Source organism: uncultured Alistipes sp. (genome assembly GCF_963931675.1).
Taxonomy (GTDB): domain Bacteria; phylum Bacteroidota; class Bacteroidia; order Bacteroidales; family Rikenellaceae; genus Alistipes.
This window is the reverse complement of record NZ_OZ007039.1, coordinates 70,001-82,500: the sequence shown is the minus strand read 5'-3', so window position 1 is coordinate 82,500 and position 12,500 is coordinate 70,001. Positions and strand designations below refer to the sequence as shown.

General features: G+C 61.5%; 10 protein-coding genes (1 of these 10 cut by a window edge). 3 read left to right on the top strand and 7 right to left on the bottom strand.

Annotated features, from left to right (window positions below; all coding sequences use genetic code 11):
* The 6 genes from ABGT65_RS00335 to ABGT65_RS00310 all read right to left on the bottom strand — a co-directional run.
* A protein-coding gene (locus ABGT65_RS00335) for an acetyl-CoA hydrolase/transferase C-terminal domain-containing protein (protein WP_346699236.1) crosses the window boundary here: on the bottom strand, nucleotides 1–581 show its 5' end (the start). The gene continues 739 nt to the left of window position 1, outside the view; only the first 581 of its 1,320 coding nucleotides appear in the window; the start codon lies at nucleotides 579–581; the stop codon falls past the left edge of the window.
* A 95-nt stretch (nucleotides 582–676) separates the two neighbouring features.
* A complete protein-coding gene (infB, locus tag ABGT65_RS00330) occupies nucleotides 677–3,589 on the bottom strand; it encodes a translation initiation factor IF-2 (RefSeq protein ID WP_346699234.1) in 2,913 nt (970 codons plus the stop codon).
* A 30-nt stretch (nucleotides 3,590–3,619) separates the two neighbouring features.
* A complete protein-coding gene (gene nusA, locus ABGT65_RS00325) occupies nucleotides 3,620–4,849 on the bottom strand; it encodes a transcription termination factor NusA (RefSeq protein ID WP_346699232.1) in 1,230 nt (409 codons plus the stop codon).
* A 38-nt stretch (nucleotides 4,850–4,887) separates the two neighbouring features.
* Nucleotides 4,888–5,355 (bottom strand): ribosome assembly cofactor RimP, encoded by a 468-nt coding sequence (gene rimP / locus ABGT65_RS00320; RefSeq protein ID WP_346699230.1) that lies wholly within the window; start codon nucleotides 5,353–5,355, stop codon nucleotides 4,888–4,890.
* Nucleotides 5,356–5,487: 132 nt separating this feature from the next.
* Nucleotides 5,488–6,279 carry an acyl-ACP--UDP-N-acetylglucosamine O-acyltransferase gene (lpxA, locus tag ABGT65_RS00315; RefSeq protein ID WP_346699228.1) on the bottom strand — a complete coding sequence of 264 codons (792 nt, stop codon included), beginning with the start codon at nucleotides 6,277–6,279 and terminating at the stop codon, nucleotides 5,488–5,490.
* A 1-nt stretch (nucleotide 6,280) separates the two neighbouring features.
* Complete coding sequence (locus ABGT65_RS00310; RefSeq protein WP_346699227.1) at nucleotides 6,281–7,672, bottom strand: bifunctional UDP-3-O-[3-hydroxymyristoyl] N-acetylglucosamine deacetylase/3-hydroxyacyl-ACP dehydratase; 1,392 nt, start codon at nucleotides 7,670–7,672, stop codon at nucleotides 6,281–6,283.
* 97 nt (nucleotides 7,673–7,769) lie between these two features.
* On the opposite strand from ABGT65_RS00310, the gene ABGT65_RS00305 reads away from it, so the two are divergent.
* Nucleotides 7,770–8,573 carry an energy transducer TonB gene (locus ABGT65_RS00305; protein ID WP_346699225.1) on the top strand — a complete coding sequence of 268 codons (804 nt, stop codon included), beginning with the start codon at nucleotides 7,770–7,772 and terminating at the stop codon, nucleotides 8,571–8,573.
* A 318-nt stretch (nucleotides 8,574–8,891) separates the two neighbouring features.
* The gene (locus tag ABGT65_RS00300) at nucleotides 8,892–10,394 is read left to right on the top strand and encodes a potassium/proton antiporter (RefSeq protein ID WP_346699223.1); all 1,503 of its coding nucleotides are present in this window, start codon (nucleotides 8,892–8,894) and stop codon (nucleotides 10,392–10,394) included.
* Nucleotides 10,395–10,590: 196 nt separating this feature from the next.
* On the opposite strand, the gene ABGT65_RS00295 is transcribed toward ABGT65_RS00300, so the two are convergent.
* The gene (locus ABGT65_RS00295; RefSeq protein ID WP_346699221.1) at nucleotides 10,591–11,103 is read right to left on the bottom strand and encodes a PaaI family thioesterase; all 513 of its coding nucleotides are present in this window, start codon (nucleotides 11,101–11,103) and stop codon (nucleotides 10,591–10,593) included.
* 238 nt (nucleotides 11,104–11,341) lie between these two features.
* On the opposite strand from ABGT65_RS00295, the gene ABGT65_RS00290 reads away from it, so the two are divergent.
* Nucleotides 11,342–12,418 (top strand): glycoside hydrolase family 43 protein, encoded by a 1,077-nt coding sequence (locus tag ABGT65_RS00290; protein WP_346699219.1) that lies wholly within the window; start codon nucleotides 11,342–11,344, stop codon nucleotides 12,416–12,418.
* Nucleotides 12,419–12,500: the final 82 nt, after the last annotated feature.

Here is a 12,500-nt window from a genome sequence, read left to right as displayed (position 1 = left end):
TTCTCGACCTCGTTCGGCTCCGAGAACTTCGCCTCGATGAGCGGCGTGTCGTCCTCGACGAACATGTCGATCTTCGACATCGGGATCATCGCCTGGCCGAAGGCGCGCGGTACGTGCTTGTTCACCACGGCGATTACATAGTCGGCGCACTCCACGGCGGCCAGCGTCGCATCCACCGACGTGCCCAGCGATACGTAGCCGTGCTTGTCCGGCGGGCAGACCTGGATCATCGCCACGTTGCACGGTACGGCTCCGCAGCGGTAGAGTTTCTGCGTCTCGCTCAGGAAGACCGGAATGTAATCCGCATATCCGCTCTGGGTCACCTTACGGACATTGGCCCCCACGAAGAACGAATCGAGCTGGAAAATGCCCTCGAATTTCGGATCCGCATAGGGTGCCGGTCCTTCGGTGTGCAGGTGGTGGATGTGGACATCCTTGAGCTCGCCCGCCTCGCCGCGGCGGCACATGGCATTGATCAGGCACTGAGGAGCCGAAGCTACCGAACTCAGGTGCACATGGTCGCCCGACTTGATGACCTTGACGGCCTCATCGGGCGTGGTGAAATGGATAGGGTTAGTCATTGCTGCCTAAAATTGCTAAATGGTTAGTCTGTCTGTTTGTTCGTTCTTTCCGATAAGGGGGCACGGCTCCGGATTCCGGAACCGTGTGCCGTACACTATTTGCGTTTTACCTCGACCTGTTCGTACCCTTCGACTATATCGCCGACCTTCACGTCGTTGTAGGATTCGATGTTCAGACCGCAGTCCTGACCCACGGTGACCTCCTTCACGTCGTCTTTGAACCGCTTCAGTGAGCCCAGTTTGCCCGTGTAGATCACGATACCGTCGCGGATCACGCGGATCGGCGTCGAGCGCTGCAGTTTGCCTTCGCGGACGATACATCCCGCAACGGTCCCGACCTTCGAGATCTTGAAGATCTCCATCACCTCCACCGAGGCGACGATCTCCTCCTTCATCACCGGCTCCAACATGCCCTCGATGGCATCCTTGATGTCGTTGATGGCGTCGTAGATGATCGAGTAGAGGCGGATTTCGATCTCCTCCTTCTCGGCCAGCTTGCGCGCCGAGGCAGACGGGCGCACCTGGAAGCCCACGATGATGGCGTTCGAGGCGGCGGCCAGCAGCACGTCCGATTCGGAGATCTGGCCCACGGCCGCGTGGATCACGTTCACCTGTACGGACTCCTTCGAGAGTTTGATCAGCGAGCCCGACATCGCCTCGACCGATCCGTCGACGTCGCCCTTGACGATGATGTTCAGCTCCTTGAACGAGCCGATGGCGATGCGGCGGCCGATCTCGTCGAGCGTCACGTGCTTCTGCGTCATGATGCCCTGCATCCGCTGCAACTGCTCGCGCTTGTTGGCGATCTCGCGTGCCGAACGGTCGTCGTCCATCACGTTGAACAGATCGCCGGCCTGCGGGGCGCCGTTGAGTCCCAGCACCTGTACCGGGGTTGACGGCCCGGCTTCGGTGACCTTCTTGCCGTTCTCGTTGAACATCGCCTTCACACGGCCCGTGTAGGTTCCCGAGAGAACCACGTCGCCCACGTGCAGCGTACCGTTCTGCACGAGCACCGTCGAGACGTAGCCGCGGCCCTTGTCCAGCGTCGACTCGATCACCGTACCCACGGCCTTCTTGTTCGGGTTGGCCTTCAGGTCGAGCATCTCGGCCTCCAGCAGCACCTTCTCCAGCAGTTTGTCCAGGTTCAGGCCCTTCTTGGCCGAAACCTCCTGGTCCTGGTACTTGCCGCCCCACGACTCCACCAGGTAGTTCATCTGCGAGAGCTGCTCCTTGATGTGGTCGGGATTGGCCTGCGGCTTGTCGATCTTGTTGATGGCGAAGACCATCGGGACACCGGCGGCCTGCGCGTGGTTGATCGCCTCGACGGTCTGCGGCATGACGTTGTCGTCCGCCGCCACGATGATGATCGCCACGTCCGTGACGGCCGCACCGCGCGCACGCATCGCCGTGAAGGCCTCGTGGCCCGGCGTGTCGAGGAACGTGATCTTCTGACCGTTCAGCTCCACGCTGTAGGCACCGATGTGCTGCGTGATACCGCCGGCCTCGCCCTCGATGACGTTCGTCTTGCGGATGTTGTCCAGCAGCGACGTCTTACCGTGGTCGACGTGGCCCATCACCGTCACGATCGGCGGACGCGGGACGAGATCCTCCTCCTTGTCCTCCTCGTCGGCGATGGCCTCCTGGATGTCCGCCGAGACGAACTCGATCTTGAAGCCGAACTCCTCGGCCACGACGACCAAAGCCTCGGCATCCAACCGCTGGTTGATCGACACCATCAGTCCGAGGTTCATGCACGCCGTGATGACCTCCGTCGGCGAGACGTTCATCATCGTCGCCAATTCGCTCACGGTGACGAACTCCGTGACCTTGAGTGTCGAACGTTCCATCTCCTCGCGTTCGAACTCCTCGTTCATGCGCTCGGCAACGGCTTCGCGCTTGTCGCGGCGGTATTTGGCGCTCTTGTTCTTGGCTCCCTTGGCCGTCAGGCGCGCCAGGGTATCCTTGACCTGCTTCGAAACCTCCTCGTCGCTCACTTCCGGACGCAGGATCGGTTTCGGCATGTTCTTGTTCTTGTTGCGGCGCCCTTCGCCCGGACGCGGCTGGTTCTGACCCTGGCCTCCGCGGTTGTTCTGGCCGCCCTGGTTGCCACGGTTGTTCTGGCCGCCCTGGTTGCCCTGACCGCCCTGGCCGTTGCGGTTGCCGCCCTGCGAACCGCCCTTCTGGGCCTTGTTGACGTCGACCTTCTCCTTCTGCAGCCGCTTGCGCTTGTGCTTGCCGCCCGGAACAAAGCCCGAGACATCCATCGTACCCAGCACCTGCGGGCCCGTGAGGGTCACCGTCGCCGGACGGAAAATGTTGTCCTTCGGGGCTTCGGGCTGCGGGGTCTCCGCCGCCTTCTCCAGGGCCTCTGCCGCCGGGGTTGCCGGAGCTGCACTCGCCTGCGGGGCCTGAGTTGCGGCCGGACGTGCGGCTTCGGGCATCGGGGCCGCCTTCGGGGTTTCAGGCGCCGCGGCCGAAGCCGGATGGGGGGCCTGGGCGGGTTCCGAAACGACCTCCCGTTGCGGAGCCGGGGCCGGTTGTGCTGCCGGGGCCGGGGCCGCCGAATGGGCCGGAGCCGAAGGCGGCTCCGGCTGGGCGCCTGCCGCAGGCTGCGGGGCCGGTTGTGCGGCCGGGGCCGTCCTGGGTTTGGGCGAAAGGTCGATCTTCCCCAGGAACTTCGGCTGCGGAATCTCGTCCTTCACGCTGATGACATTGCTTTTGATGACAACCTCCTTTTCTTCCTCGCGCTCCTGCTTCTTCGCCTCTTCGAGGGTGATGGTCGTCTGTTTCTGGGAGATCCGCTCCCGAATCGAGTCGCGGGCGTTCACCACGCTGCGGTTCGAACCGAACTCCTTCTCCAGAACGGCATACGTCTCCGCGTCGACCAGCGTGTTGGGCGACCCGTCGCTCTTGATGCCCTTCTTCTGCAGGAAGTCCGTGATGGTGTTCAAACCGACCTTGAACTCCTTGGCAACCTGAATGAGCCTTAATTTTCTTTCATTACCCATATGTGTGTGTTCTCCTTTCTTGCTTGGTGATTATTCGAATTCGGCCTTCAAGATCTCCACGACCTTCTGCGCCTGCTCCAGTTCGAGGTCCGCGCGGGCCGCAATCTCCTCCACGGGAAGCTCCAGCACGCTCTTCGCCGTGTCGCAGCCGGCGGCCTTCAGTGCGTCGATGATCCAGCCGTCGATCTCGTCGGCGAACTCCGTCAGGGCCACGTCCTCCTCCTCGACCTCGCGGTAGACGTCGATGTCGTATCCCGTGAGCATCTTCGACAGGCGGATGTTCAGACCGCCCTTTCCGATGGCCAGCGACACCTGGTCGGGCTTCAGGTAGACCGAAGCGGTCTTCTTCTCCTCGTCGATCGTAATCGACGAGATCTTCGCCGGGTTCAGCGAACGCTGGATCATCAGCTGCGGGTTGGCCGTGTAGTTCACCACGTCGATGTTCTCGTTGCGCAACTCCTTGACGATCGAGTAGATGCGCGAACCCTTCATGCCGACGCACGCGCCTACCGGATCGATGCGCTCGTCGTAGGACTCCACGGCGACCTTTGCCCGCTCGCCCGGGATACGGACGATCTTCTTGATGGTGATCAGGCCGTCGAAGATCTCCGGAACCTCCTGTTCGAACAACCGTTCGAGGAACTGGTTCGCCGTGCGCGAAAGGATGATCCGCGGCTGGTTGTTGTTCATTTCCACCGACTTGACGATCGCCTTGATCGTATCGCCCTTGCGGTAGAAGTCGTTGGGAATCTGCTCGGCCTTCGGGAGGATCAGCTCGTTCTCCTCGTCGTCGAGGATCAGTACCTCCTTCTTCCACACCTGGTAGACCTCGCCGGTGATGATCTCGCCGACCTTCTCCGAATACTTCTCGTAGAGGTTGGCCTTCTCCAGATCGAGGATCCGCGAGGCGAGGTTCTGGCGCAGCGACAGCACCGCGCGGCGGCCGAACGACGAGAGCTTGATCTCGTCGGCATATTCGTCACCGATTTCGTAGGTCGGGTCGATGGCCTTGACCTCCGAAACGGCGATCTGCGTGTTGGGGTTCTCCACGGCGCCGTCCTCCACGACCGTGCGGTTGCGCCAGATCTCCAGGTCGCCCTTCTCGGGGTTGATGATGACGTCGAAGTTCTCGTCCGTTTCGTACTGTTTCTGCAGGGCGTGGCGGAAAACGTCCTCCAGCACGCCGATCATCGTCGACTTGTCGATGTTCTTCAACTCCTTGAACTCGGCAAAGTTGCTGATAAGATTGAGATTGTCCATGGGTTTTTTATCTTGTTTTTCGATTTTGTATTTCCGGGTTATTTGAAATCCAGCCACTCCTTCGTGTACTTGATCTCCGCAAAGGGGTACGAGCGGCTCACCGTCACCAGTTGCTTGCGCTTCCTGCCTTCGACGGCCTGCTTCTCCTCGTAGGAGAGCGTGATCCCTTCGTCGGAGACCTCGTCGAGCCGTGCCAGGAGCTTCACGCCGCTGAGCAGCAGCACCTCCACCGAATGCCCCACGAGCTTGCGGTACTGGCGCAGCGAGCGCAGTTCCGAGCCGATGCCCGCCGACATCACCGTCAGCGAGAAATCCTCCGCATCGCGGTCCAGTTCCGCTTCGATGGCGCGGCTCAGTTCCGCGCAGGCGTCGATGCCCACCGACGTGTCGCTGTCGACGATCAGTTCGACCTCGTTGCCGGGCGTGCAGGTGCAGTCCACGACAAAAAGGTCCGTACCTTCGAGTTTCTGTTCGGCCAGAGCCGTTATTTTCCGGGTATCAATCATGCGTATCGGTCGGTTTATCCATGAAATAAGGGGACTCTCGTCCCCTTATCGCGTTCGTTTTCGTCTTTCGACACTGCAAATATAGTGAAAAAATCCGAATTACCAAGTTTTGCTTATAAAATAGGTGTAAAATCAGGCTTCCGGTTTCGAAGCGTAGGGTTTGATGATCCCGCGCTTCGATTCGCGGATGAACCGGACCAGGTAGTCGCGTTCGGGGCTCGGCGGGATCTGCCGCTCGACCTCCTCGCAACCGCTCAGGTAGTTCAGGCCGCTTTGGAACAGGATCCGGCAGGCGTCGTGGATCTCCCCGATGCGTTCGGGCGTGAAACCCCGGCGCGAAAGCCCCACCTTGTTGATCCCGGCGAAGCGCAGCGTGTCGTTGCGCACGATCACGTAGGGCGGGAGGTCCTGACCCAGCAGTGCGCCTCCCTGCACCATCGAATGGGCGCCGATGTGGGTCCACTGGTGGATGGCCGCATGGCCGCCGATGACCACCCAGTCGCCGACATGCACCTCGCCGGCCAGCGAGACGCGGTTGGCGATCACGCAGTGGCTGCCCACCACGCAGTCGTGGGCGATGTGGACATAGGCCATCAGCAGATTGTGCGACCCGATGCGCGTGGTTCCCGTCGAGGCGGTTCCGCGGCTGATGGTCACATATTCGCGGATGTCGTTGTAGTCGCCGATCTCGGCCGTGGTGACCTCTCCGGCGAACTTCAGGTCCTGGGGCAGGCACGAAACCGATGCCGCGGTATGGATCCGGCAGCCCTTGCCGATACGGGCTCCGTCGTGGATCACGGCCCCGGGGCCGATCCAGCAGTCGTCGCCGATGACGACATCGCCGGCGATATAGGCAAAGGGTTCTACCGTGACGTTGTTCCCGATTTTCGCATCGGGGTGCACATAGGCCAGATTGCTGATCATATCACTTCTTGTTTTTTACGACCTGCGCCATCATCACCGCCTCGCAGGCGAGCGCCTCGCCCACGAAGGCCTTGCCCTCGACCACCGCAACGCCGCGGCGGATGGGCTCCAGCAGGTGGATTTCGAATTGCAGCGTATCGCCCGGCACGACCTTGCGCTTGAACTTCACGCCGTCGATCTTCATGAAATAGGTCGAGTAGTTCTCCGGATCCGAAACCGAGTTGAGCACCAGGATGCCGCTGCACTGCGCCATGGCCTCGACGATCAACACTCCGGGCATGACCGGCTCGTTGGGGAAGTGCCCCACGAAGAACGGCTCGTTCATCGTCACGTTCTTGATACCCGCGACGTCGGTCTTGTCGCAGTAGAAGATCCGGTCGACGAGCAGGAACGGCGGGCGGTGGGGAAGCATCCGCCGGATGTCGTTGATGTCGTAGAGTGCCGGTTTGCGGCAGTCGTAGGTGAAACGCGGCTTCTCACCCGCCTTGCGGATGGCGTGCTTCAACTGCTTCATGAACTCCGTGTTGGCGAAGTGCCCCGGACGGGTAGCCCAGACGCGGCCCTTGATGCGCACGCCCAGCAGCGCGAAGTCGCCCAGCAGGTCCAGCAGCTTGTGGCGGGCCAGCTCGTTGTTGCAGCGCAGGTCGGGGTTGCACATGTACCCGGACTTGACCTCGATGTCGGGTTTGTTGAAGATCTTGCGGAGGTGTTCGAGCTGCTCGTCGGGAATGGGGTTCTCGACCACGACGATGGCGTTGTCCAGGTCGCCGCCCTTGATGAGGTTCATCTTGATGAGCGGTTCGATCTCGTGCAGGAAGACGAACGTCCGGCAGGGGGCGATCTTGGTGGCGTAGTTGTCGCCGGGGTTGAAGGTGGAATACTGGTTGCCGATGACCTTCGAGTTGTAGTCGACGTGTACCGACACGGAGAATTCGTCATCGGGGTAGAGGATGATGGCGACGCCCTTTTCGGGGATCGTGTAGACCATTTTCTCGGTCACGTGGTAGAACGAACGTTCGGCATCCTGGTCCACGAGCCCCGTTTCGGTGATGGCCTGGGCGTAGGCGCAGGCCGAACCGTCGAGGATCGGGGTCTCTTCGGCGTCAATGTCGATCAGGGCGTTGTCCACGCCCAGGGTCCAGAGTGCCGACATGACGTGCTCGATGGTATGTATGCGATAGCCTCCGGCCTCGATGGTCGTGCCGCGCGACGTGTCGACAACGTTGTCGCACAGCGCCGGAATCTGGGGTTGTCCCTCGATGTCGGTCCGGCGGAACACGATGCCGGTGCCGGCATCGGCGGGGTTTACGGTCATGGTCACCTTGACGCCCGTGTGCAAACCCTTGCCCGAGAACGAAATCGGAGCTTTCAGCGTTTGTTGTTTGGTTGACATAAAGCGGTGTAGGGTATATATTTGTATTATTTGCGCGCAAAGGTATAAAAATTTCGTGAAAAAGCCTTATTTTTGTCCGAAATTCCGTGTTGCCGCCATGAGTGAGAATCCTGAAGATCATATCCGCAAGACTCCCCGCAAACCGAAGTTGAAACTCCCGTTCGACAACCGGCGCGAGGATGCCGGAACCTGGGCTTACGACCATCGGGTAGGGTTGTGCGTGACGTTGATCGCCTATCTGCTGCTGATGATCGTCTTCGTGTCGTCGAAGATAGTTGTCGGACGCCGGGCCAGCCAGCAGGGCATGTATATCGATCTGCAGACGCTGGCGGAGCTGGAGAAGGAGCGCGATCGCCTGGAACGCGAGGTGCGCGAGCGGCAGGAGCAGAACCCCATCGACTGGGGGAGCATCCGCAACCTGGCCTCGAACGAGAATGCCCTCAACGAGCGTTTGCGCGACGACCGCGGGACGAATACCGCGGCGTTGAAAGAGGCGGCGGCCGAGGCCGAGGCGCGGATGCGGGCCAACCGCGAGGCTTACGAGGAGGGGCTGGCCGAGGAGCGGGCGATCCGCGAACGCCGCGGGCGTGAGGAGGGTGCCGAGCGCCGGGACAGCAAGATCAAGGGGCGGGTGACGGTGTCGTTTTCGCTGACCGATCCCGTGCGGACGTCGCGCTGGCTCGAAGTCCCGGCCTACCGGTGCGAGGGCGGCGGCGAGGTGGTTGTCTCCATTACGGTCAACCGGGCCGGGGAGGTGACGGCGGCCCGCATCGAGGAGGGGGGTGACGACTGTATGCGCGAGGCGGCCCTGCGGGCTGCGCGCATGTCGCTCTTCAACATCGACTCCGCGGCACCTGCCCGGCAGGCCGGTACGATCACCTACATCTTCATCCCGCAATAGAGGGCGGTTTCTCCCGAGCGGCCCGAGCGGCTGGAACCGGCGGGAAGGGTCGGGAGCGGTCGGGAGCGGCGAAACGGGTCGGAAATGGTCGGAGCGGTGAGACAGGCGAGACCGGCGGGAACGCGCGGCGCGGTCGGGAACGGCGAAATGGGTCGGAAATGGTCGGAACGGCCGAAATGTCGGAAGATGAAAACGGCCGGAACGGCGGAAATGGCCGGAGCCGCCGGAATGGCGAAAGGTGAAAACGGCCGTGCGGAATCCGCCCGCGGCGACGCACGGAACAACGAACGGTGTTAGATTTGTGTTAATTACGCTTCTATGATAAACATTACAAGTGAAAATATCGTACTGGTCGGAGCCCTGCTGCTCTTCGTAGCGGTGATGGCCGGAAAGGTCGCCTATCGTTTCGGGGCGCCGGCCCTGTTGCTCTTCCTCGGGGTCGGCATGTTGTTCGGGCTTGACTTCATCTCGTTCCGTTCGGTCGAGATGACGCAGTTCGTCGGCATGATCTCGCTCTGCATTATCCTCTTTACCGGAGGTATGGATACCTCCTTCCAGGAGATACGCCCCATCCTCGGACCCGGCATCATGCTGGCCACGGCCGGGGTGGTGATGACCGCCGTGATCCTGGCCGGATTCGTCTGGCTCGTGGCGCCCTGGATAGGGCTCGAAATCCCGTTTTCGCTGGCGCTGCTCCTCGCCTCGACGATGTCGTCGACCGACTCCGCCTCGGTCTTCTCGATCCTGCGAAGCAAGAAGCAGGGCCTCAAACAGCACCTCCGACCCCTGCTGGAGCTGGAGAGCGGTTCGAACGACCCGGTGGCCTACATGCTGACGGTGCTGTTGATCAGCGTCCTCACGAACTCCTCGGACGGCAGTGTCGGTGTCGGGATGGGGCTGGTCTATCTGGTCGTGCAACTCGTCGTCGGAGCCGTGGCCGGGTATCTGATCGGCCGCCTGGCCGTCTGGACCATCAACAAGATCAACTTCGTCAACCATTCGCTCTACTCCGTGCTGCTGCTGGCCTTCATCTTCTTCGCCTTCGCCTTCACGGATCTGATCAAGGGAAACGGCTACCTGGCCGTCTACCTCGCGGGACTGGTCGTCGGAAACCACAAACTCAAGCAGAAACGGCCCCTGACGGTCTTTTTCGACGGCTTTACGTGGCTCATGCAGATCGTCATGTTCCTCACGCTCGGACTCTTCGTCAACAGCGACGAACTCCTGCATCCCGAGGTGTTGATCCTGGGCGGGGCCGTCGGGGTCTTCCTGATTCTCGTGGCACGTCCTGTGACGGTCTTCGCCTGCCTGCTGCCCTTCCGCAACTTCTCGACCAAGGCCCGGATGTACGTCTCCTGGGTCGGATTGCGCGGTGCCGTGCCGATCCTCTTCGCCACCTATCCCCTGATGGCTGAAGTCGAACATGCCGACCTGCTGTTCAACGTGGTCTTCCTCTCGACGATCATTTCGCTCGTCGTGCAGGGAACGACCGTGAGCGGCATGGCCAACCTGCTGGGCCTGGCCTACGAGGAGCGGGAATCGGCCTTCAGCGTCGAGATGCATCACGAGGAGATGAAGTCCGCCCTCACGGAGGTCGAGGTCAACGAGGGCATGCTCGGGACGGGCGGGACGCTCAAGGATATTACCCTGCCGGAAAATACGCTCGTGATGATGGTCTGCCGCGACGGCGAGTACTTCGTCCCGAAGGGCAATACCGAACTGAAGGCGGGTGACAAACTGCTGGTGATCTCCGACCGCAGCGAGGAGCTCGAAAACGCCTACAGGAACCTGGGAATCGACGACGTGATGAAGCTTGGGTAGCGTTCCCGCCCGTGGGGCAGGGAGGCTTGCGGATCGAAAAATCCCGGACCGTCAACCGACGGCCCGGGATTTTTCGTGCGACGGGAATCACACTGGGGGGGGTGAGGGGGCACGCTGGGCAGAGTCACACCGGAGACGTACTGTGGCGGGGCTTTTTGCCGTGGCGGGACTCTGCGGCGGGAGTCGCCTGGTGCGGTTATTGTTTTGCTGCGGATAGTTCCGTAAACGGGTCGCACTCTCCCTCCTCCACCGGACAGTCGCAGAAGTGGAAATCCCGGGCAGCCTTCTCTTTCGGGAAGAGAAAGTAGACGCATACGGCTTCCGTGCAGAGGCGCTCCTCGCTGTCGGTGATGCGTACGGCGATCCGGATCAGGTTGCGACGCTGCTCCTCGACCCGGGCCCGCAGGACGATATAGCTGTCCGAGGTATGAATCGGACGGTGGTAGCGGACCTCCATTTTCGAGGTCACACCGCTGGTCTGGAATTTGCGGAAAACGACCCAACTGCTGATTTCGTCGGCCAGTGTCGCCTGAATTCCGCCGTGGAGCGTGTCGACCCAACCCTGGAACTCGTGCCGCGGATGCCAGATGCTCACGATCTCCTCGCCATCTTCGTAAAACTCCATCCGAAGCCCCTCAGGACTGTGCGGGGCACAGCCGAAGCAGCGGTAGCCTTCCATCCCGCGCCAGGGATTGATGATGCGTTTCATGTTGTCGCTGTTTTTATGGTTCGGACAAAGATACGCATTTTTCCGCTCCGTGCGTTCCGGAAAAAGGGACTTGGGCTGTTCGGTTGGTTCTCGAAAGCGCCGATTGCCGATCGTGTGCGCTTTTCTGAGACGATTTTGTGCGGATTTGTCCGCAAAAGCCCTATCTTTGTTCTTCGAACGGCGGACCCGTTCCCGGGGAAGGAAACCCCGAACCGTAACGAATACCCCTTTTGATGAGATGAAAAACCTGCTCTTTGTGCTGGCCGCGCTGCTCGGCGGCTGTTCCGGAAACCGGACCTTCGTGCCCTCCAACCCGCTGGACGTGGAGTTGGGCGACCCCTATGTGCTGCTCGCTTCCGACGGGCGCTATTACATGTATGGAACCGGCGGCGTGCGCGACGGTTTCGGATGCTACGTCTCCGACGACCTGACCCGATGGGAGTACGCCGGGGCCGTTTACCGCGGCAATACCCCCGAATCGTGGGCCGTGGCGAACTTCTGGGCCCCGGAGGTCTACGAGCGCGACGGGCGTTTCTACATGTTCTTCAGTGCCGACTGGCGCGAGAACCCGACCGGTGCGCTGGAGAATTTCCGGATCGGCGTCGCCGCCTCCGATTCGCCGACGGGCCCCTTCGTCGAGATCTCCGACCGCCCGCTCTTCGATCCCGGATACCCGGTGATCGACGCCAATGTCTTCTTCGATGACGACGGACGCTGCTACCTCTACTATTCGCGCTGCTGCTACGAGCATCCCGTGGAGAGCGAGGTGGCCGACTGGGCCCGCGAAAAGGGGATGTTCGACCGCATCGAGGAGAGCTGGGTCTATGGTGTGGAGTTGGAGCCCGACTTCTCGGGCGTGAAGGGCGAGCCGGTGCTGATGCTGCGGCCGCCCGTGCGCATGGACGACGCGCAGGCCGAATGGGAGAGCCGTTCGGTCACCTCCGGGGAGGTCAACCGCCGCTGGACCGAGGGGTCGTTCCTCTTGAAGGACAACGGAATTTATTACATGATGTACTCCGCCAACTTCTTCGGCGGGGCGAACTATGCCGTGGGTTATGCGACGTCGGATTCGCCGCTCGGGCCCTTCCGCAAGGCCGACAACAACCCCGTACTGCAGCGCAACACCGCTTCCGGCGGGACGGTGACCGGAACGGGCCACAACAGCGTGACCCGCTCGAAGGATGGCAAACACCTCTATTGCGTCTATCACGGCCGGACCGAAGCCACGGGCGACGAACGCGTGGTGTTCATCGACGAGATGACGATCCGCGACGGACGGTTGACCGTCCAGGGCCCCACGACCCGGGAGCAATAGCCGGGTGAGAGGGGAGGTGCTCCCGAAAAAACAGGCCGGGCCGTCGAAAATCGACGGCCCGTTTTTCGGGAACCGGAATCCC

Bases quoted from the DNA above. Each gene is read 5' to 3' on its own strand.
- rimP (WP_346699230.1), bottom strand. From the start codon at position 5,355: ATGATTGATACCCGGAAAATAACGGCTCTGGCCGAACAGAAACTCGAA.
- lpxA (WP_346699228.1), bottom strand. From the start codon at position 6,279: ATGATCAGCAATCTGGCCTATGTGCACCCCGATGCGAAAATCGGGAAC.
- ABGT65_RS00295 (WP_346699221.1), bottom strand. From the start codon at position 11,103: ATGAAACGCATCATCAATCCCTGGCGCGGGATGGAAGGCTACCGCTGC.
- nusA (WP_346699232.1), bottom strand. From the start codon at position 4,849: ATGGACAATCTCAATCTTATCAGCAACTTTGCCGAGTTCAAGGAGTTG.
- ABGT65_RS00290 (WP_346699219.1), top strand. From the start codon at position 11,342: ATGAAAAACCTGCTCTTTGTGCTGGCCGCGCTGCTCGGCGGCTGTTCC.
- infB (WP_346699234.1), bottom strand. From the start codon at position 3,589: ATGGGTAATGAAAGAAAATTAAGGCTCATTCAGGTTGCCAAGGAGTTC.
- ABGT65_RS00300 (WP_346699223.1), top strand. From the start codon at position 8,892: ATGATAAACATTACAAGTGAAAATATCGTACTGGTCGGAGCCCTGCTG.
- ABGT65_RS00305 (WP_346699225.1), top strand. From the start codon at position 7,770: ATGAGTGAGAATCCTGAAGATCATATCCGCAAGACTCCCCGCAAACCG.
- ABGT65_RS00310 (WP_346699227.1), bottom strand. From the start codon at position 7,672: ATGTCAACCAAACAACAAACGCTGAAAGCTCCGATTTCGTTCTCGGGC.